Annotated in this window: 17 protein-coding genes and 1 tRNA gene; 6 read left to right on the top strand and 12 right to left on the bottom strand. The window is 64.9% G+C overall.

Annotated features, from left to right (window positions below):
• The 6 genes from AC6IY7_RS04780 to AC6IY7_RS04755 all read right to left on the bottom strand — a co-directional run bounded on the left by AC6IY7_RS04780 (position 1) and on the right by AC6IY7_RS04755 (position 6357).
• On the bottom strand, positions 1-1215 hold the full coding sequence (locus tag AC6IY7_RS04780) for an NAD(P)/FAD-dependent oxidoreductase (protein WP_497781911.1): 1215 nt from the start codon (positions 1213-1215) through the stop codon (positions 1-3).
• A gap of 12 nt (positions 1216-1227) precedes the next feature.
• Complete coding sequence (locus AC6IY7_RS04775) at positions 1228-2019, bottom strand: ABC transporter ATP-binding protein (protein ID WP_497781910.1); 792 nt, start codon at positions 2017-2019, stop codon at positions 1228-1230.
• A 13-nt stretch (positions 2020-2032) separates the two neighbouring features.
• Entirely contained in the window at positions 2033-2929 is an 897-nt protein-coding gene (gene ntrB, locus AC6IY7_RS04770; RefSeq protein WP_497781909.1) for a nitrate ABC transporter permease, read from the bottom strand.
• 14 nt (positions 2930-2943) lie between these two features.
• A complete protein-coding gene (locus AC6IY7_RS04765) occupies positions 2944-4239 on the bottom strand; it encodes a CmpA/NrtA family ABC transporter substrate-binding protein (protein ID WP_497781907.1) in 1296 nt (431 codons plus the stop codon).
• Between the two features lie 379 nt (positions 4240-4618).
• On the bottom strand, positions 4619-5788 hold the full coding sequence (locus AC6IY7_RS04760) for a CmpA/NrtA family ABC transporter substrate-binding protein (RefSeq protein WP_497781905.1): 1170 nt from the start codon (positions 5786-5788) through the stop codon (positions 4619-4621).
• Positions 5785-6357 carry an ANTAR domain-containing response regulator gene (locus AC6IY7_RS04755; protein WP_497781904.1) on the bottom strand — a complete coding sequence of 191 codons (573 nt, stop codon included), beginning with the start codon at positions 6355-6357 and terminating at the stop codon, positions 5785-5787. Before AC6IY7_RS04755 ends, AC6IY7_RS04760 begins: the two co-directional genes overlap by 4 nt.
• Positions 6358-6991: 634 nt before the next feature.
• On the opposite strand from AC6IY7_RS04755, the gene AC6IY7_RS04750 reads away from it, so the two are divergent.
• Positions 6992-7291, top strand: a complete 300-nt coding sequence (locus AC6IY7_RS04750) for a DUF6156 family protein (protein WP_196407444.1) — start codon at positions 6992-6994, stop codon at positions 7289-7291.
• Positions 7292-7591: 300 nt separating this feature from the next.
• On the opposite strand, the gene purB is transcribed toward AC6IY7_RS04750, so the two are convergent.
• Positions 7592-8899, bottom strand: a complete 1308-nt coding sequence (gene purB, locus AC6IY7_RS04745) for an adenylosuccinate lyase (protein WP_497781903.1) — start codon at positions 8897-8899, stop codon at positions 7592-7594.
• Between the two features lie 452 nt (positions 8900-9351).
• On the opposite strand from purB, the gene AC6IY7_RS04740 reads away from it, so the two are divergent.
• Together AC6IY7_RS04740 and AC6IY7_RS04735 are read left to right on the top strand one after the other, a co-directional pair.
• The gene (locus AC6IY7_RS04740; RefSeq protein WP_497781902.1) at positions 9352-10602 is read left to right on the top strand and encodes an FAD-binding oxidoreductase; all 1251 of its coding nucleotides are present in this window, start codon (positions 9352-9354) and stop codon (positions 10600-10602) included.
• 139 nt (positions 10603-10741) lie between these two features.
• Complete coding sequence (locus AC6IY7_RS04735) at positions 10742-11062, top strand: hypothetical protein (RefSeq protein ID WP_497781901.1); 321 nt, start codon at positions 10742-10744, stop codon at positions 11060-11062.
• A gap of 93 nt (positions 11063-11155) precedes the next feature.
• Here AC6IY7_RS04735 and AC6IY7_RS04730 read toward each other — a convergent pair whose 3' ends face one another.
• A complete protein-coding gene (locus AC6IY7_RS04730) occupies positions 11156-11671 on the bottom strand; it encodes a DUF721 domain-containing protein (protein WP_497781900.1) in 516 nt (171 codons plus the stop codon).
• 50 nt (positions 11672-11721) lie between these two features.
• Between AC6IY7_RS04730 and mutY the strand changes: the two genes are divergently transcribed.
• Positions 11722-12819, top strand: a complete 1098-nt coding sequence (gene mutY / locus AC6IY7_RS04725) for an A/G-specific adenine glycosylase (protein ID WP_497781899.1) — start codon at positions 11722-11724, stop codon at positions 12817-12819.
• 22 nt (positions 12820-12841) lie between these two features.
• Positions 12842-13105, top strand: a complete 264-nt coding sequence (locus AC6IY7_RS04720) for an Imm74 family immunity protein (RefSeq protein WP_497781898.1) — start codon at positions 12842-12844, stop codon at positions 13103-13105.
• A 273-nt stretch (positions 13106-13378) separates the two neighbouring features.
• Here the strand turns inward: AC6IY7_RS04720 and AC6IY7_RS04715 are convergent.
• Positions 13379-13452: transfer RNA gene (locus tag AC6IY7_RS04715), tRNA-Gln, on the bottom strand.
• Between the two features lie 280 nt (positions 13453-13732).
• Between AC6IY7_RS04715 and AC6IY7_RS04710 the strand changes: the two genes are divergently transcribed.
• Positions 13733-14854 (top strand): Ppx/GppA phosphatase family protein, encoded by a 1122-nt coding sequence (locus tag AC6IY7_RS04710; RefSeq protein ID WP_497782781.1) that lies wholly within the window; start codon positions 13733-13735, stop codon positions 14852-14854.
• A 106-nt stretch (positions 14855-14960) separates the two neighbouring features.
• Here the strand turns inward: AC6IY7_RS04710 and AC6IY7_RS04705 are convergent, their stop codons facing one another.
• The 3 genes from AC6IY7_RS04705 to AC6IY7_RS04695 form a co-directional block, all read right to left on the bottom strand.
• On the bottom strand, positions 14961-16631 hold the full coding sequence (locus AC6IY7_RS04705; RefSeq protein ID WP_497781897.1) for a porin: 1671 nt from the start codon (positions 16629-16631) through the stop codon (positions 14961-14963).
• Positions 16632-16871: 240 nt separating this feature from the next.
• Positions 16872-18533, bottom strand: coding sequence for an OprO/OprP family phosphate-selective porin (locus tag AC6IY7_RS04700; RefSeq protein ID WP_497781896.1), 1662 nt, complete (start codon positions 18531-18533; stop codon positions 16872-16874).
• Positions 18534-18759: 226 nt separating this feature from the next.
• Positions 18760-20421: an OprO/OprP family phosphate-selective porin gene (locus AC6IY7_RS04695; protein WP_497781895.1), complete on the bottom strand. Its 1662-nt coding sequence runs from the start codon at positions 20419-20421 to the stop codon at positions 18760-18762.
• Positions 20422-20785: the final 364 nt, after the last annotated feature.

Below are 20785 nucleotides of genomic sequence, written 5' to 3'. Positions count from 1 at the left end.
TCACGCGGCCTTTCTTTCGTAGAGCGCGCGGCCGAAGATCAGCGCGTCGCGCCATTGCGTGATGTCGGCGCGCGAGCGAATGAGCTCCAGGCACCATAGGGCGGAGCTTGTGTCGCCGATGAGCACGGCGCCGATGAGGCGGCCGTCTTCGATGACGAGCTTTTTATAGAGGCCGAGGCCCGAGTCCCGCCAGGAGATCGTCTCGCCGCCATCGCTCCCTAAAAATTCGCCGGCGGAAAAGACGCCGACGCCGGAGACTTTCAGATTGGTGGAGACGACGCTCCCCTCATAGGAGTCGTTCTCGCCGCTAAGGCGCGCGGCGAGAACGCGCGCCTGCTCATAGGCGGGCTCGACGAGGCCGTAGCAGACGCCTCTGTGCTGCGCGCATTCGCCGAGCGCGAAGACGTCGTCGATATTCGTCGCCATGTGATCGTTCACGACGATCCCTCTCTGCGTCTCGACGCCGGCGTCTCGCGCGAGCTCCTTATTGGGCGCGATTCCGGCCGCGAAGACGAGGGCGTCCGCCTCGATGCGGCGGCCGTCGGCGAATTCCACGCCGCGAACATGCTCCTCGCCGATTATGCGAATGGCGTTCGCCTCCAGCAGCACGTCAATTCCCTTATTCTCGATCTGCTGCTTCAGCAGCGCGGCCGCCGAGGCGTCGAGCTGTCGCTCCATCAGCCGATCGGTGACATGGGCGAGCGTGACGGCGGCGCCGGATTTGGCGAGACCATGAGCGGCTTCGAGACCGAGGAGGCCGCCGCCGATGACGACGATCCTTTTGCGCTGCGCGGCCAAGCGCTTCAGCGCATCGACGTCGGCGCCGTCGCGAAACACGCAAACGCCGGGAAGATCGGCGCCGGGCAGGGCGAGACGCAGCGCGCGGGAGCCGGTGGCGAAGACGAGTTTGGAAAAGCCGATGCTCTCGCCGTTCTCGAGCGACACGCGCTTCGCCCCTATGTCGATCGCGCGCGCCTTGTGGCCAAAGAGAAGCGTGACGCCGCGGTCGCGCCACCAGCTCGCAGGCCTCAGCTCTAGATCGGCCATCTCGGAGTCGCCGGCGAGCACGGAGGAAAGCAGCACGCGATTATAGGCGAGGCGCGGCTCCTCGCCGATGACGGCGATGGCGTAGCGGCCGAGCGCGCGCTTCGACAATTCGTCGACGAGGCGCGCGGCCGCCATGCCATTGCCGATGATGACGAGGGGCTCGCTCATCGTCGGTTCGCCTCACGCCGCTTCGACATAATGATGACGCTCATAGAGGAATTGCAGCACGCGGCGCCGACAGTCGAGATAGACGGGATCGGCGGCGAGCTGCAGCCGGTTGCGCGGGCGCGGCAGCGCGACGTCGAGCGTCTCGCCGATCGTGGCGCAAGGGCCATTGGTCATCATCACGATGCGGTCGGAGAGCAGCACGGCCTCGTCGACATCATGGGTGATCATCATCACTGTATTGCCGAGCGTGCGGTGCAGCTCCATCACGCGATCTTGCAGATGCGCGCGGGTGAGCGCGTCGAGCGCGCCGAAAGGCTCGTCGAGCAGCAGCACCTTGGGCTCCATGGCGAGCGCGCGGGCGATGCCGACGCGCTGCTTCATACCGCCGGAAATCTCGCTCGGACGCTTGTCCTTGGCATGCGTCATCTGCACGAGCTCGAGATTGCGCATCGTCCAATCATGACGTTCGGCGCGGCTCTTCTTTCCCGCGAAGACCTTGTCGACGCCGAGGCGCACATTGTCATAGACGGAGAGCCAGGGCAGCAGCGAATGATTCTGGAACACGACGGCGCGATCCGGCCCAGGCGTGTCGACCTGACGATTTTCCAGCACGACGCCGCCGGCGCTGGCGCTCACGAGGCCGGCGACGATATTGAGCAGAGTGGATTTGCCGCAGCCGGAATGGCCGATGATCGAGACATATTGTCCCTTCTCGACCGAGAGGTCGACAGCCTCGAGCACTTTTGTCGCGCGGGCGCCGCTCGTGAAAGTCTTGTCGATGTGATCGATACGAAGATAGCTCATGGAAGCGTCTTTCTCAGGAGGCTTGCGCGCCGCGCGTGGCGATGGAGCCGATGGCGGCGACGATGCGGTCGAGCACGAAGCCGGTCACGCCGATATAGGCGAGCGCCACGAATATGTCGGGCAGACGCGAGGAGTTCCATGCGTCCCAGATGAAGAAGCCGATGCCGACGCCGCCGGTCAGCATCTCCGCCGCGACAATGGCGAGCCAGGAGAGGCCGACGCCGATGCGAAGGCCGGTGAAGATGTAGGGCGCCGCGGACGGAATCATGATCTTCCAGAAGAACTCGAATTGATTGAGCCGCAGCACGGCGGCGACATTGCGATAGTCCTGCGGAATATTGCGCACGCCGACAGCGGTGTTGATGATGATCGGCCAGATGGAGGTGATGAAGATCACGAAGATCGCGGATGGATAGCCGTCGCGAAAAGCGGCGAGCGAGATCGGCAGCCAGGCGAGCGGCGGCACGGTGCGCAGAATCTGAAACAGCGGATCGAGGCCGCGCATCGCCCAACGCGATTGTCCGACGATCACGCCGAGCAGAACGCCGGCGACGCTGGCGAGTCCGAAGCCGATCGCGACGCGCTGCAACGATGTGAGCACGCGCCAGCCGAGGCCGATATCCTGCGGCCCCGCGATGAAGAAGGGATGCAGGATGAGATCATTCGCCTCGCTCCAAATGCGCGCGGGCGAGGGCAAGGACGAACTCGGCTTGATGCAGATGAGCTGCCACAGGCCGAGCAGGATCGCGAGCACGATGATCGGCGGCAGGACTGCCGCGAAGAAGGCGCGTATCCGCGCGCCATGTCTTTCGATGAGCGGAACGCGCCGCCGCGCATAGAGCTCGTCGATCGAACGATCGTCGCCTGGCGTCGCGTCGACGAGATCGTTCTTGGTGATTTGCATCGTCATTTCGGCCTCTTCGGTCAAACCTGCGCGCGCTTGATGGATAGGCTCTTCAGATAGGCTTGTGGATTTTCCGGATCGAAGACCTTGCCGTCGAAGAAGGTCTCCTTGCCGCGCGACGTCGACGACGGGATCTCTTTCGCCGGGACATTGATCGACTTCGCCGCCTCGCGCCAAATGTCTTCGCGATTCACCTTGTCGACGAGCGCTTTGATATTGGTCGTCGGCTCCAGCTTGCCCCAGCGAATGTCCTCGGTGACGAACCAGGCGTCATGGCTCTTGAACGGATAGGAGGCGGCGTCGCGCCAGAATTTCATGAACTGCTTCGTGTTCTTCTCGATGCGGCCATTGCCGTAATTGAGATCGCCTTTCAAACGGCCGACGATGTCGGCGACGGGCACGTTGAACCATTGGCGCTTGCCGACGATTTCGGCGAGCTCGGCCTTGTTCTCCATTTTGTCGCACCATTGCTGCGCTTCCAGCACAGCGGCGGTGAGCGCGCGTGCGGCGCGCGGATTCTTGTCCACCCAATCGGCGCGCAGGCCGAGCGCTTTTTCCGGATGTTTCGCCCAGATCTCGCCGGTCGCGCAGGCGGTGTAGCCAATGCCCTGATTGGCGAGCTGCTCGTTCCACGGCTCGCCGACGCAAAAGGCGTCCATATTGCCGACCTTCATATTGGCGACCATCTGCGGCGGCGGCACGACGATGGTCGAGACATCCTTGTCGGGATCGATGCCGGCGGCGGCGAGCCAATAGCGGAGCCACAAATCATGCGTGCCGCCGGGGAAGGTCATAGCGACTTTCACCTCCTTGCCTTCGGCTTTCTTTCTGGCGAAGGCCTCGCGCAGCGCGGAGGCGTTGGTCGTGATCTTCAGATCCTTATATTCATTGGCGACGGAAATGCCCTGCGCGTCGAGATTGAGGCGCGCGAGTATGTACATCGGCGTCGGCATATTGTTCTGCGTCACTCTGCCGGTGGAGATGAGATAGGGCATGGGCGTCAGAATATGCGCGCCGTCTATGCCATTGGCGGCGCCGCCGAGTACGAGATTGTCGCGCGTCGCGCCCCAGGACGCTTGCTTCGTCACCTCGACGTCGGGCATTCCATGCTTGGCGAAGAGGCCTTTTTCCTTCGCGATGATCAGCGGCGCGGCGTCGATGAGCGCGATATAGCCGAGGATGGCTTTCGTCGTTTCGGGTCCCGCGCCTTCGGCGAAGGCGCCGCCGGGAAAAGCCGCGCGTATCGCGGCGAAACTCGCGGCGGCGCCGGCCGCGCCGGCCGCGCCGCGCAGCAGCGCGCGACGATCGAACGCCATCGGCGATAGTCTCTTCGCTTCGCTCGCTTCGTCTGTCATGGTCACCGTCGTCCTCTTTGCGCTCGGAGCGCATCGGTTAGGGCGAGTCGGCGCCGTCTTCTCGTCGACGGCGCGAAACGCAAAAAAGCCGCTTCCCGGGAGGAGTGCGCAGATGGCGCGATCTCCTCGGGACAGCGGCGTTGCTGGTTCGTCCGTCGTTGGACTGAGAGTGATGCGCAGGGCGCATCGTCGTGAACCTATGTGCAAGCGGCGCGCCAAACGGCGAAAGTGCCTATAGACAATGAAAATCAATGAGCTATCAGAAAGCCGCGTCGGCGCGGGGCGATGCGCGAGCCGGCGCCTTGCACAATGCGCGGGCGCCATATCGACAAAAAACAGGCTATGCGCGGCGGATCGGGAAGGCCGACAGATAGGCGCCGATGTCGCGATCGTCGAAGACCGGCCCCGAGAAGGCGCCGATCGCATCGCCGGTTGGCGGCGTCGGCGCGGTGGCGGAGGGCAGCGCGGCGTCGAAGAGATCGGCGCGAAACACGTTTTTCGCCGCGTCGAGATGCGCGGGTGAAACCGGCGCCTGTCCCCAGCGGGCCATTTGCGCATAGAGCCATGCGGCCTGTGTCGGATCGGGCCGCTCGGCGCCTTCCTGGCCGAGCAGGAGATAGCGCGCATTCTCGCGCGTCGCGCCGTCCGGCGTCACTTTGAGACGGCCTTGCAGCGTCCGCAAAATCACCTGGGCGTCGACGCCGACGCGATCCGGCCGCGCGAGAATGGCGGCGACTTCATGCGGATCGGCCTCGGCGACGAAGCGCGCGGCGCGATGCAGGGCGCGCAGCAGCGCGGCGACGACATTCGGGTGCTCCAGCGCGAAGCGCTCGCGCATGGCGAGCGACTTTTCCGCGCAGCGTGAGAATAGCTCGACCGAAAAATGCAGAATATGTCCGACGCCGAGATCAACGGCGACCGAATTCCATGGCGCGCCGACGCAAAAGCCGTCGACATGGCCCTGCGCGAGACTGCCGACCATATAGGGCGGCGGCAGCACGACGAGCCGCACATCCTCGTCCGGATCGACGCCGCCGGCCGCCATCCAATAGCGCAATTGATAATTATGTCCCGAGAAGGGGAAGGTCATGCCGAAGGTCAGCGGCTCCGTCTGCGCAGCCTTGCGATCGGCGACGACGCGCGCCAGCGCTCTGGCGGTGGCGCGCGGATCGTGCGCGTCGCCGTCGAGGCGCGCATTCATCGCCGCGTGCAGCGAAGGCGATACGGTGATGGCGTTGCCATTCATGGCGAGATTATAGGGAGCGACGATCGGCGTCTTCACATGGCCGACGCCGAGGCTCGAGGCGACGGCGATGGGCGCCAGAAGATGCGCGGCGTCGAACATGCCGATATTGAGCTTGTCGCGCACATTGGACCAGGAGACTTCCTGCACGAGCTCGACGTCGAGTCCCTCCTGTGCGGCAAAACCCTTGTCGACGGCGACGAAGAGCGATGCGGCGTCGGCGAGCGGAATGAAGCCGATGCGTAAATGTTCGCGCTCCGCGGTCATTTGAACAGCTCCGAGGCGGTGATGATCGCCTGGGCGATCTCGAAAATCTTCTTCTTCTCGCGCATCGCCGTGCTGCGCATCAGCCGATAGGCGTCCTCTTCGCTGAGCTTCTTCGCCTTCATCAGCAGGCCTTTGGCGCGGTCGATCGTCTTGCGCTCCTCTATCTCCGATTTGGCGCGCGCCAATTCGTCCTGCAGATGCGAGAAGGCGTTGAAACGCGATATGCACAGATCGAGGATCGATTTGATGCGCTCTTTCTTCAGCCCATCGACGATATAGGCGGAGACGCCGGCGTCGACCGAGGCCTGAATGGAGGCGGTGTCGCTCTGATCGACGAACATGGCGACGGGCCGACGCACGGCGCGGCTCACCTGGAACATCTGCTCCAATATGTCGCGGCTCGGATTGGCGAGATCGATGAGGATGACGTCGGGGTCGATCGCATAGATGCGCGCGAGCAGGCTGCGCATTTCGCCGATGCGCTCGACATTGGTGAAGCCGGCCTCGCGCAATCCGTCCTCGAGGATCGCCGCCCGCACGGGACTCTCATCGACGATGACGATTTTCAAATCGACGCCTCCGCGACGCTGCGCCGCAGGCAGGCGCTAGCGAATATGCGGACGAATTTCAAATGATTTCGGCGCTGGGCCAGGGAGCGTGGACCTCGTAGCGGAGCCGACGAGAGAAGGCCCCGCAGCGCTGAGGCTGGCGGGGCCGCTTGGCTTTCGCAGAATGCGAAATGTCCGGAAAGATCCAGATTCGGAGTTACGGGAGGCGTCGCGCTTGGCCTTCGCGTTCTGCCGCCCGTCGGGATGTCACGAATGTCGGCGCTCGAGGAAATCAGCGCTCGATTTCTCCGCCGCGCCATCGACCTCGGCTGAGGTCAGAGGGTGTGACCCGGTGGCGTCATGCTCCTCTCGCATGTATCGCTCGACTTAGGCCTGCGCGCGTTGCCACGCCGGCCCGCTTATCGCGCTCTCATCCCTCGAGGTCCCGCTCGATCTGTCCGCCTCGGGCCGGCGTATTCGCCGCGGCCCTCGGCTTCTGTGACGCGATGATGAAATGGTGATCTCGATTCTCGGATTCGTCAAGCGACAAATCCGTCGCAGCGAGGCGGTTTTCTTTTTCTGCGCATCGCGCTAGGCCATGGCTCCGACGAGGCCGGCCGGGCGAGCGCGGGACGGCCCGCGGGGAGAAAAACGCATGAGCACGGAAGCCGAGGATTATCGCTATTTTCTGACCTACAGCGGCGTGGGGCTGCCGCTCAATCTGATGTCGCAGCTCGACCCCAATGATCTCAACAACCGCAACACTTATTTCCGCGCGCGCTTCGATGGCGAGGAGCGGCTGCTCGTCTGCGAGAAGCTCGTCTATGGCGAGGTGGAGCTGAGCCACACTTACGAATATCGCGCCGAGGGCGGCCTCGCCCGCGCGCTCATCGTGATGGGCGAGGACGAGACCGAGGTTCTGTTCGACGAGAACGGCAAACAGACGATGGCGTGAGGGAGGGGCTCCGAACTCGAGTTAACGAGCAGACATGTTTCAAGCGCCATGTTTCAAGCGTCATGGCCGCGCTTGTCGCGGCCATCCACGCCGTGACGACGCGGAAAGCTAAGAATATGAGCGGAACATCGCCGCCCCTTCTCGCCCGTGTGTCGCAAGGTCTCGGCGTGGATGCCCGCGACGAGCGCGGGCATGACGCTGTTGTGTAGGAACTCGTCGACCTGGATACGGAGCCCTGTGGCGTGAGGGCCGGGCAAATGAGCCGAATTGAATGCGAGCTTTCAGGCAATCATCGTCACATCACGCCTTGCCGAACACGCGATCGAAGATCGTGTCGACATGCTTGAAGTGATAGGCGATGTCGAATAATTCATCGAGCTCCGCGGGCGAGAGCTTCGCGCTCACTTCGGCGTCGGCGCCGAGCAGCGTGCGGAACTCGCCCTCGCCGCGCCACACCGGCATGGCGTTGCGCTGCACCAGCGCATAGGCGTCCTCGCGCGAGACGCCCTTTTGCGTCAGCGCCAGCAGCACGCGCTGCGAATGCACGAGCCCGCCGAGGCGGTCGAGATTCTTCTGCATATTTTCGGGATAGATCATGAGCTGATCGATGACGCTGGTCATTCGCGCCAGCGCGAAGTCCAGCGTCACTGTCGCGTCGGGTCCGATATTGCGCTCGACGGAGGAGTGCGAAATATCGCGCTCATGCCACAGCGCGACATTCTCCAGCGCCGGCGTCACCATGCCGCGCACGAGGCGCGCGAGGCCGGTGAGATTTTCCGTGAGCACGGGATTGCGCTTATGCGGCATTGCGGAGGAGCCCTTCTGCCCGGCCGAGAAATATTCCTCCGCCTCCAGCACCTCCGTGCGCTGCAAATGGCGAATCTCGATCGCCAGCCGCTCCACGGATGACGCCACGACGCCGAGCGTCGCGAAAAAGGCCGCATGGCGGTCGCGCGGAATGACTTGCGTCGAGACGGGCTCCACCGCGAGGCCGAGCTGCTTGGCCACATGCTCCTCGACGCGCGGATCGACATTGGCGAAAGTGCCGACGGCGCCGGAGATGGCGCAGGTCGCGACCTCCTTGCGCGCGGCGACGAGGCGCTCGCGCGAACGTGTGAACTCGGCATAGGCCTGCGTGAGCTTCAGGCCGAAGGTGGTCGGCTCGGCGTGAATGCCATGGGAGCGGCCGATCGTCGGCGTATATTTATGCTCCAGCGCGCGGCGCTTTATCGCGCCGAGCAATCCATCGACATCGGCGATCAGAAGATCGGCGGCGCGCGCCAATTGCACGGCGAGACAGGTGTCGAGCACGTCGGAGCTGGTCATGCCCTGATGCACGAAGCGCGAATCCGGGCCGATGAACTCGCCGAGATGGGTGAGGAAGGCGATGACGTCATGCTTGGTCACGCGCTCGATCTCGTCGATGCGGGCGACGTCGAAAGTGACGAAATCGGCCTTGTCCCAGATCGCCTTGGCGCTCTCCTTGGGGATGACGCCGATCTCGGCGAGCGCGTCGCAGGCATAGGCCTCGATCTCGAACCAGATGCGAAAGCGCGTCTGCGGCTCCCAAATCTTCGTCATCTCGGGGCGGGAATAGCGGGGGATCATGGGCTCTCTATCCTTGGAGCCGCCGGGGCGCGGCAGGAGAAAGGCTCGTTTAAGCCTTTCGAATGGCCGAGTGAAGGGGCGCGCTCTTCCTTCTCCCGCTCGCGGGAGAAGGTGGCCCTCGCGTCAGCGAGGGTCGGATGAGGGCCCGTCGAACTCCCTTTTTCGATGGCGGCGGTGCTGTATCTGTATTCTCATGACGCGATCTGCCCCGATGCAGCCACTTTAATAAAGAGGTTTTGCGAAGCGCTGCCGCAGGTGCGACACATATAGGACACGAAGGGCCCTCATCCGACCCGGCTGCGCCGGGCCACCTTCTCCCGCGGGCGGGAGAAGGAGTCTCCCCGTTGGCTCGCTGGCCGCAATATTGCTGCGGATGAACCGACGCCTGCGCTGGCGTTCGCCCGCCCGCGCCGCCATATTCCGCTTCAGAATGCGTTTGCCCGGAGGACCTTATGCAGCAGACCGCCGATGTCGCCGTGCTGGGCGCGGGAATGGTCGGAGTGTCGGCCGCCCTGCATCTGCAGGCGCGCGGGCGCGAGGTGGTCCTCGTCGACCGCCATGGCGCGGCCGGGCTCGAGACCAGCTTCGGCAATGCCGGGCTCATCGAGCGCGCCTCCATCTTTCCCTATCTCTTTCCGCGCGATTTCGGCGATCTCATCCGCTATGCGCTCAATCTCTCGCCGCAGGCGCATTATCACTTCTCCGCGCTGCCCAGCGTCGCGCCCTGGCTGTGGCGCTATTTCCGCGAGAGCGCGCCGGAGCGCGCCAAGCGTCACGCGCTGGACGCGCTGCCGCTGGTCGAGCGCTGCCTCGAGGAGCATGACGCGCTGATCCAGCTCTCGGGCGCGGGCGACATCGTGCGCCGTACCGGCTGGATCAAGCTCTATCGCAGCGAGAAGAGCCTCGCCAAAGGCGTCGTCGACGCCGCCCGTCTGCGCGATTTCTCGCTGCGCGTCGAGGAGCTGGACGCCGCCGGCCTCTCGGCGCTGGAGCCCGACATAGCGCCGGTCGTCGGCGCCGTGCATTTTCGCGACACCGCCTCGGTCGCCGATCCTTGCGCTGTGGCGCAGGCCTATGCCGCGCTGTTCCAGCGCCGCGGCGGGCGTTTCCTCGCCGGCGACGTGCGCGCCCTCGAGCAGACGCGCGACGGACATTGGAGCGTGCCGACTCACGATGGCGCGCTGATCGTCCGCGACATCGTCGTCGCGCTCGGCCCCTGGTCGGACCAGATCTTCCGCCCGCTCGGCTATGATCTGCCTTTCGCGGTCAAGCGCGGCTATCACATGCATTACGCAGCGGCGGAGGGCGCGCGGCTCTTCCATCCGGTGCTCGACGCCGACAATGGCTACGTATTGGCGCCGATGACGCGCGGCGTGCGCCTCACCACCGGCGCCGAATTCGCCCGCCGCGACGCGCCGCCGACGCCCGTGCAGGTGGATAAGGACGAGATCCTCGCTCGCACGCTCTTCCCCCTCGCGGAGCGGCTCGACCCCAAGCCCTGGATGGGCTGCCGGCCCTGCTTCCCGGACATGCTGCCGATCATCGGCAAGGCGCCGCGCCATCAGGGGCTCTGGTTCGACTTCGGCCATCAGCATCATGGCTTCACGCTGGGGCCGGTGAGTGGCAGGCTGCTCGCCGAGATGATGACGGGCGAGGCGCCCTTCACCGATCCGGCCCCCTACGCAGTCGAGCGATTTCGATAAATTCGCTGCGGAATTTTCCCGCCGGATGAGCGACCATAGGCGCAGTGATTCGCCCGTGCGTCGATGATCATTGCCGCCTATTTTTTTCAAAGTGTCCGCGTCCGATGCGGGCGACCCGATCTTTTCAGCGGAGACGACTATGAAGCTCTCGGCATTTTTTCTCGGCGCGGCGCTCGCGCCTTTTCTCCTGCGACCCGCGGCGGCCGTCGAGGTCGCCGTCATCTATGAAGGATTTCCGGGCTATGCCGGCTGCAAGGAGCGCGCCGACATGCAGCGCGTCATCGAGCTCGCCGAGCAATATGACCTCGAGGCGGCGCGCGAGATCATCCGTCGCGGCTTGAAGAGCAAGGATTGCCGCGTGCTCGGCGGCGATATCGTCGTCGAGCTCATCCCGCCCTTCAGCCGGCTGGTCAAAGTCCATATGAGGGGCGATCCGGACGCTTATTGGATCATCCAATAGAATGTTTCCGGCGCGGTTCGGCGTTGGCAACGCGTCAAAACAGAAGCCTGGCGTCTTTCCTTGTTTCCATGAAACACGGAAAAACTCCAGGCGTCACGGCGCAGGCTTGGCCAGCGCGCGTTCGCCCAGAGCGACCAGCGCGGCCCTCAGCCTCTCGTCGGCGACCCCTTCGGTCACGGCCTCCGCCTGTCGTCGCGCGGCGAGGTCGACGGGCGGCTTCGTCGGCCGCGCCCGGCGGGGGAGCAGCGGCTCCTGCTTCATCGTCACCTTGGCGATGCAGCGCCAGCCGAGATGCGTGTTCACGCGCTCGATGATGGCGGCGCTCATATGCTGAATGTCGAGGCCAAAGCCCGGCTCGACGCGCAGCGCCAGCGTCGCCGGCTCGTCTTTCTTCTCGGCCGGGCGATTCTTGGCGCGCGGCGGCCATTGCAGCTTCATCGGCTCGCATATGGCCGCGACGCGCGCGCCGACGATCGCCTCCCAGCGCAGCAGCAGCGACGACTCGCTGAAGCCCTGGCGCGCGGCCAGCGGGTCGAGCGCCTTGTCGACGAATTCGCCGAGCGAGCGCGATTGCCTGGATTTCGAGCGCCCCGTGGCTGGTCCGGCCATGCTCTCTCCTTGCGCGATCGCATCCGATCTCGTTATGGACAGGTTAGCCCATGCCGAGAGCGTCCGCCAACTCATCCGCCGAAACGTCGCCGCGTCCCGAACCGCGCGCGCGGCTCGCCGAGGTGCTGGCCTGGTACGACCGTCGCCGGCGCGATCTGCCTTGGCGCGCCGGGCCGGGCGAGCGCGCCGACCCTTACGCCGTCTGGCTGTCGGAGATCATGCTGCAGCAGACGACGGTGGAGGCCGTCAAACCCTATTTTCACGCTTTTCTCGCGCGCTGGCCGAGCGTCGCGGCGCTGGCCGCCGCCCCGCTCGACGAGGTGATGAAGGCCTGGGCCGGCCTCGGCTATTACGCCCGCGCCCGCAATCTGCACGCCTGCGCGCAGCAGGTGGCCGTCGAGCGCCAGGGAATTTTCCCGCGGGACGAGGCCGAGCTTCTCTGCCTGCCCGGTGTCGGCCCCTATACGGCGGCGGCCGTCGCCGCCATCGCCTTCGATGCGCCGACCGTCGCGGTGGACGGCAATGTCGAGCGCGTCGTCGCCCGGCTTTTCGCCATCGACAGGCCGCTGCGCGAGGCCAAGCGCGAATTGCGCGAGAAGGCGCAGACGCTGCTTCCGCCCGCCCGTACGGGCGATTTTACCCAGGCGCTGATGGATCTCGGCGCGACGGTCTGCACACCGCGCGGGCCGCGCTGCGATCTCTGCCCCTTCGCTCCCGCCTGCGCGGCGGCGCGGCGCGGCGAGACGGAGCGTTTCCCCGTCAAGGCGCCGAGACTGGAGAAGCCCTTGCGGCGCGGCGCCGCCTTCGTGCTGACGAGCGGCGGCGCGGCATTGCTGCGCACGCGGCCGGCGCGCGGCTTGCTCGGCGGCATGAGCGAATTTCCCTCGACGCCCTTCCGCGTCGATTTCGACCCCTCACGGGCAGGCGCACATGCGCCTGTCGCGGCGCGCTGGCGGGCGCTGCCGGGCGAGGTCGAGCATGTGTTCACGCATTTTTCGCTGCGGCTCACAATATTCGCCGCGACGCTTCCGGCGCCGCCGCCCCATATCGAGAACGGCCGCTGGATTCCGCTCTCGCGCCTTTCCGAGGAGGGGCTTCCGACCTTGATGCGAAAAGTGGCCGTCAGGGCCGGATTGATTGTAGAGTGAGCGCGAAAGCGGGAGCATCGGCATGGCGCGGCGCAATGCGATCCAGATCGAGATGACGGAAGGGGCGATCCGCGTCCTCTCCGGCGGCCATGTGCTGACGATCGCCAATTCTGTCCCGCCGCCGGACGCCGACGAGGACACGGATTTCTTCATCCGCCTCGACGACATCGACCATTGGGATGCGCCCGACGAGGAGATCGTCATCGACATCGTCGAGCTGCAAGCGATTTTGGAGGCGATAGAGGAGGAGCTCGAACGCCACGGGCTCAGCGTGACGTTCGAGTGAGCGTCGGAACTCCACCCGCAGCGAGCCGAGGAAAGTGCGGGGCGCGCCGGTCAGAATCGCGGCGTTCGCCGAGGAGCCGTCGCAGGGGGCGGGGCATAGGTCGCAATGATAGCGGTGGCTCGCCGGCGCTCGATCGCTGTCATGCGCGATGTTTCTCAGAATTGCGCGGCCGCGGCGAGCGACGCTCCGCAGTCGGCGCGCGCCGCACGGTGACATGTCGGTGACATATCCGGCGCTCGCAAGTGACATCATATTTTAAATCATTGATTTTATTGGCTGGGGGACCTGGATTCGAACCAAGATTAACGGAGTCAGAGTCCGCTGTTCTACCGTTGAACTATCCCCCAACGGCGCGCATGCGAAGCGGCGCGTCGCGCTGATCTAAAGAGAGGGCTCGTCCCTGTCAACATGATCGCTGCGCTTGAAGCCCGCGTCGAGGCCCCTCTCCACAATGTCGAAGCTCACGCTCGGAAAACGCGCTCCTTGGCATTCCCGCCGGCCTTGCTACACTTCCCCCGATCGGCCATGAGAGTCGCCGTTCGAAACAAAGACCGGCGGCGCGGCGGCGCAAAGGGAAAAGGCCGGTCGGGAGGCGGGTTGAAAAAACCGGAACATTGGGGCGGGGCCCTGGGCGGCGGCGAGGCGGCGCGCGCAGGCGCCGGGACGCGCGCGTCCGACGACGGATCGAGCGATCCCGCCCGCCCGTGCGCCGACGGCTCGCCGAAACATGCGCAAAGCGCCCGCGGCCTCCCGGCCGAGCGTCGCGACGATCATGTCTACGCCGCGCTCGATCTCGGCACCAATAATTGTCGGCTGCTGATCGCGCGGCCCGAGCAGCGCTCGCGGCGCAAGACCGACATGCTGCGCATCGTCGACGCCTTCTCGCGCATCGTGCGGCTCGGCGAGGGCATGGGCGCGTCCCAGCGCATTTGCGAGCCGGCGATCGAGCGCACGCTCGACGCCCTCGACGTCTGCCGCGAGAAAATGAGCGCCCGCGGCGTCTCCCGCGCCCGGCTCATCGCCACCCAGGCCTGCCGCGCCGCCGAGAACGGCGCCGCATTCGTCGAGCGCGTGCGCGAGCGCACCGGCCTGCTGCTCGAGGTCATCGACCGCGAGACCGAGGCGCGCCTGGCCGCTCGCGGCTGCGGCTCGCTCGCCGACCCGCGCGCGGAGAGCATATTGCTGTTCGACATAGGCGGCGGCTCCACCGAGCTCGTCTGGCTGACGCGCGACGCGCGCGGCTGTCAATTGCGCCATTGGACCTCGCTCGAGCTCGGCGTCGTCTCGCTCGCGGAGCGATTCGGCGGCAAGAGCGTCAGCGCCGCGGTTTATGAGACGATGATCGCGCGCGCCTTCGAGGCGCTCGCCTCCTTCGCCGAGCGCACGGCGGCGGAGCGGCGCTGCGAGCGTTTCCATCTGCTCGGCACCTCCGGCACGGTGACGACGCTCGCCGGCGTGCATCTCGGCCTCGAGCGCTACGACCGCTGGCGCGTCGACGGGCTGTGGCTCTCCGACGAGGACGCCACGCGCGCGATCGATTCTCTGCGCGCCATGGATTTCGACCAGCGCGCCGCCAATGGCTGCATCGGCCCGCAGCGCGCCGATCTCGTGCTCGCCGGCTGCGCGATCTTCGAGGCCATACGCCGCGTCTTTCCAGCTTCGCGCACGCGCATCGCCGATCGCGGCCTGCGCGAGGGCATGCTGCTGGAGATGATGGAAGCCGACGGCGTCTTCGCGCGCGAGAGCTAGGGTCTTTCCGGTTCAGATTGAACCGGAAAGACCCTAGATTCCCATATTCTGTCGTGTTTTCTTCACGCGAGCCGGTTCCCACCTCGCTCGAAAACACTTTAACGCGTCAGAACGAGCGTTGCAGGCGCACACGGCCCTCCACAGTGGCGTTGGCGCCCTTGAAGGACGGCAGGCCGACCGACCAGAGCGCAATGTCCGGCGCGAGCCCCACCGGCCGGCTGTGATGATTGTCGCGCAGATACATCAGCTCGCCGCCGAGATCGAAATTCTTGATCGGCGTCCAAACGAGATTGGAGCCCACCCGATATTCCGTCGTGTTGACCGCGCCGACGCCGCCGCCGAAATCCGCTATCGCGCTGCGGCTGTAGTAGAGCTCCATCAAGGAGCCGAAGAAGCCGGAGGAGAGCGTCGGCGTCCAATAATGCTTGAACGCCGCCAGCGCCACCCAGCCCAGCGATTTGTCGCAATGGACGGCGGCGGTCCAAATGCAGTCGAAGCTCAGGAACTCCCAGCCATTGCTGGCTTTGATCCCGCCATTGCCATAGCCGTAGAAAGCGTTGCCATTCACGGGGCCGCCGTTGAAGCTAAGATTATTGCCCATCAGATAGCCGACGGCGCCGCGGGCGTAGGTTCCTTGCAGCCATAATTTGTCGCCCTCGGGGAAAATATCGGGGGCGAATTTGTCGAGATTGAATTGCCAGCCGATCTGGGCGGCGTAGCCATAGTCCTCCTGCGAGGCGGCGGGGATGGCGGTGCCGAGCGGCAGGCCGGTGACGGGCGTCGCCACAGTGGCGTTGCGGGAATAGGTGGAGGTGCGCAGCTGATGCGCCGCTCCGGAGATCTGCACCGCGCCCCAGGGCTGGTCGATGCGGAAGGCGGTGACGATCTCGGGGATTTGCACGCCGTCCGGCACGCCGGTGAAGCGCGTGCCCCAGGCCGCAGCGGCGGCGTCCGCCGCCGCGCCCGTGAGGCCATAGACCGCGGCGATGTAATTATAGGCGCCGATCGTCGAGCCGATGAAGCCGCGCCGCGAGACATTGTCCTCCAGGGAAAAGGAGAGCGAGACGCCGTCTCGGAAGCTATAGGTGTAGGCCAGCGCGCCGACAGTGGCGTTGGAGCCGCGCAGCGCCTCCCAATCGATGATGTCCGTGTAGAAATCGAAGAAGGACTGCACGCGGCCGGCGGTCAGGCCGCCGAATTGCAGAAAAGCCTTGTTGAGGATCGTCGTCTCGCGCGCCGTGGTCCGGAACACATTGCCGTTGGAGAAATTGGCCGCGCCGAAATATTGCGAGCCGCTGATCGAGCCGGTCGCCGCGCTGCTGTCCGAGCCGAACCAGGATTCGAGCCGCACGAAGGCGCGCATCGTGCCGTAATCGGTCGGCGCGCGGGCGTCCATCTCCAGCCGGCCAATGCCGACGAAGCCGCTATTGTCGCCGCTGCGCGCATTGGAATAGCCGAGATTGGGCACATGGCCCGGAATGCCGAGCGGATTTGTGTTGACGCTCGGGCCGAAGGCGAAAGGATTGTCGGTCGCGATGATGTTGCGCGACATGCGATAGGAGGTGCTCCATGACCGCCATTCGGCGACGGCCGCGCCGCCGATGCGCAGGCAGGTATTGTTGCCCGGAATATAGAAAAAGGCCGACCCATATTGATCGCAGATGCGGACATATTCGACCGGCGCGGCTTGACGCTTCGGGAGTTCTTCGGCGCGCCCCGCGGCGACGCCTTGCGTGACTGTCGCAACGACGACAGAAATGCGGGTGATATTGGACATATTCGGAATCCGTCGAAGCAACGATCAATCGAATTACGTGTTTACGCTTAGGTAAATGTATCGATTACCGACGCTTCGCCGAATCGGCGACAGGAACGTCTTAAGTTATTATTAAATTTTCCGCATGGCGGAAATATCCGCAGCCGGATCGCGCAGCGCGAAAATGCGACGGCCGCCCGAAAGGGGGCGGCCGCGCGACTTGGGAGCGTTGTGTAGAACGCTTCGACCCGAAGGTCCTTCTCACCAAAAGATCTGGGCTCTTGCGAGGAAGAGACTCGGATGCTCGCCGTTGAGATAGGGGCGGTCGGAGGGGGCGATCAGCGTCAGCGTCTTGGTCCAATTGGCCTGGAAGCGCACGCCTTTGACCGGATACCAGTTCAGCGCGACGGTGAGATTGTCCTGCCGCCCGCCGAGCGTCGCCGTGCTGGCCAGCGCCTTCTGCGCGGCGTTGCCGGCGGCGGTCGCCGCATAGACGAAGCTTCCGTCGACGAGCCCGCCATTGTTGAGATTGAGCTCACTGTAGCGCGCCGCCAGCTCGAAGGCGCCATAGCCGCCCTTGTTCAGCGGATTCTTGATCTGCACGTCGCCGAAGCTGCCGGGCGTGTTGAAGTCCTTGTCATAGCCCTTGTAGGTGGCCGCGCGGGATTCGCCGGTCAGGAACACGGAGCCGAAGACGTAATAGCCGCTATAGCGCAGGCTGGTTCCGCCGCCATTGCCGAAGATGAGCGCATTGGTGAAGTCGCGCTCATATTGGGCGGCGATATATTCGGCCTGCAGCGAGACCGGGCCATAGGCGGCGGCGGCCTCGAAGCCGTAATTATAGGAATATTTCAGGCAGCTCGAGCGCCGCGCGAAGGGGGCGATGAGCTGGCCGGCCCCGGTTGTCGCGATGTTGAGGCTGGCCGCCGAGGCGCCGCAGGAGAGGTCCTGCGCCGCGGAGACGCGGGTGAGCGCGCCGCCGCCGCCGAGCACGTCGGTCTCCTCGCGCTCGGGCGATTGGCCGGGGCGCAGATTGGCGGCGTCGGTCGCCGCGGTGGTGTTGTTCGGCTTGTGATATTTGAAGGAGCCGCCGAGATGGAGGAGCTTGTCCTCTTCCACGATCGGCGCATAGACGCCGCGCACAGCCGCATCCCAATATTGGGCCTCGCTCGTGGGCGGCGCGGTCGCGGTGTCCTGCGGGCTGGTCGAGAACACGCCGGCCTTGATGTTCCACTGCTTGTCGCCGACGGCGACCGCGGCGCCGGTATGGCGGCTCGGCGAGAGGACGGAGGGCAGAGAGCGCTCGATGAAGGTGAAATATTTCGACGATTCGGTCGATTCGAGGCTGAAGGGCTCGCGGAAATTGCCGATCTGAATGGTGACCGGCTGCGAGCTGATCTCCGGCGGCAGGAATTTGTCGCGATAGGCGAAATAGAAATCGCGAATGCCGGCGACGCCGGCGCCGGTGAAGTCGTATTGGAGCTTGTAGAACCAGTTCTTGAAGGCCTTGCCCTCGACCTCGAGGCGGGCGCGGCGGAAGCCGACATTGGAGCGCGAGATGGTGTCGGCGGAGGAAGCGAAGCCGCCGTCGGCCTGTATGTGCCCGCCGAGCTTGAAGTTGAAGTCCTGATCCTCGGTCTCGACGAACAGGCCGTTGCGGAAGGAGACGAACACCGGCGGCGGCGCGCTGGTTCCCGGCGCGCCCTTGGCGGAGTTGAGCGCGTTCTTGACCTGGGCGTGATCCTTGGCCTGCTGCGTGACCTTGGCCTCGAGCCGCTTGAGCTCCGCCTTCAGCGCCTTGATCTCGCTCGCCGTATCCGCCAGCGCCGAGGCGGGAACGCCCAGCAGCCCGCAAAATGCGACGAGCGCCACGCCGCCCGAGAGGCGCGCGGCCAAGCCGCGGGTGTCGCCGTGTTCCTTCATGATCGTCCCCATATGAATGGCTCAGTAAAATTCCTTAATCATAGACTATAGGGAATGACTAGAGAGATAGCGCGAGCGTGGCGGCGGTCCTCGCCAATTCCCGCGCTTCTGTGGCGGAAATGTCACGTTATAAATATCCGTTTCATAACGGAAAAAGGCCGCCCGTGAGGGCGGCCTCTTCTCGATCGAAACGTCTCGCCGGGCCTGCGAAGGCCGGCGTCTTCGCTCACCAGAAAACCTGGGCGCGAGCGAGGAAGGTGCTTGGATGCTGGCCATTGAGATAGGGCTTGTCGGACGGAGCGACGAGCGTCATGGCGCGCGTCCAGTTGGCCTGGAAGCGAACGCCCTTCACCGGATACCAGTTGAGCGCCAGAGTGAGGTTCTCCTCGCGGCCGCCGAGCGTCGCCGTGCTCGCGAGCGCCTTGTCGGCGGCGCCGCCGGCCACCGCCGCCCAATAGGCGTAGGGACCGCTGACGAGACCGCCATTGTTGAGGTTCAACTCGCTGTAGCGCGCGGCGAATTCCCACGCGCCGAGGCCGCCCTTGCTGAGCGGATTGAGGATCACGACGTCGCTGAAGGTGCCCGGCGTGTTCCAGTCCTTGTCGTAGCCCTTATAGGAGGCCGCGCGGGACTCGCCAGTCAGGAACACCGAGCCCTGGACATAATAGCCGCTGTAATTGAGGCTCGATCCGCCATTGTTGCCGAGCGCCAAGGCCGTCCCCGCATCACGCTCGTAATGAGCGCCGGAATATTCGCCTTGGACCGAGAACGGCCCATAAGCGGCCGCCACTTCGAAATTATAGTTGAAGCTGTATTTCAGACAGCTGTTCTGCAGATAGCCGGGCGTCCACAGCAGGGCGACGCCGGCCGCCGATTTATAGACCGGGCTGCAGGTGAGCGCCTGAGCCGCGGGCACGACGACATAGCGGTTGTTGAGAATGTCGGTCTCGTCGCGCGAGCCGGTGCCCGGCAGCAGATTGTTCGGGTCCTGGGCCGCGGTCGAGTCGTTCGGCTTATGAAACATGAACGAGCCGCCGAAATGCAGCAGCTTGTCCTCCTCGACGATCGGCGCATAGGTGGCGCGCGTCGTCAGGTCCCAATATTGATGGCCGGTGACGGCGGGCGCCTGCGCGGTGTCCTGTCCGAAGCTCGTCGAGAACACGCCCGCCTGCACGCTCCACTGCTTGTCGCCGAGGCCGATCTTGGCGCCGACATGGCGATCCGGAGCCAGGGCGCCGGGAAGCGCGCGCTCGATGAAGGTGATGTGCTTGGACGAGTTCAGCGTTTCCAGGCTGAAGGGCTCGTACTGGCTGCCGACCTGGAAGGTGACCGGCTGCTTGGTGATCGACTCCGGCAGCAGCGTGTCGCGATAGGCGACGAACGCGTCCCGAATGCCGGTCACGCCGGTGCCGGTGAAGTCGTATTGGAACTTGTAATACCAGTTCTTATAGGCCTTGCCCTCGACCTCGAGGCGGGCGCGGCGGAAGCCGACATTGCTGCGGGCGCCGGAGGCGGAGGGATAGCTGGTGAAGCCGCCGTCGGCCTGGATGCGGCCGCCGATCTTGAAGTCGAAGCTCTTGTCCTCGGTCTCGACATAGAGGCCGTTGCGGAAGCTGATGAACACCGGCGGCGGGGCGTTGCCGCCAGGCGCGCCCTTGGCGGAATTCAGCGCGTTCTTGACCTGATGGGTCGCCTTGGCCTGCTCGTCGAGCTTGTGCTCGAGCCGCTTCAGCTCGGCCTTCAGCGCCTTGATCTCGCTCGACGTGTCGGCGACGGCCGCCGTGGGCGCGCCGAACGCGCCGAGGAGGGCGATGGCGGCCACGCCTCCCAGCAGCTTCGAAGGCGTCGCGCCTCTCGCGATCGTCTGAACGTTCGGTACCTGTGTCATGTCGGTCAGCCTCTAGCCTTGAATTGATTACCGCTACGGCAGCGCTAGAGGCGTTACGTGACACAATCATCACAAAAAGGAAGGGCGGCGATTTGTGACGGCGCTTTCTACGTAAGGTGTTGCCCAAATGCCACGCGGGCGGGGCGCGCGTTTGCCCGTAAGTTCGAGATAAGCCTTTTAGATTATTGGTATTTTTTGCCGTCGCGCGGGCTTCGGCGATGGCGATCCGATCGCTCGGGCGCGGTGAGGGCGGGGCCGCAATATCGTCGCGCCTCATATTCTGCGCGCCTCCAATCGTGGCCGATCGGCAACACTTACGTGAAAAACCTTACGTGGCGGCGACTCGGGCCTTGCGCTGACGGCC

The sequence above is a fragment of the Methylosinus sp. is20ea genome, from assembly GCF_059718135.1.
Note: the sequence above shows the minus strand (reverse complement) of the source record. Positions and strands in the feature narration are given on the sequence as shown.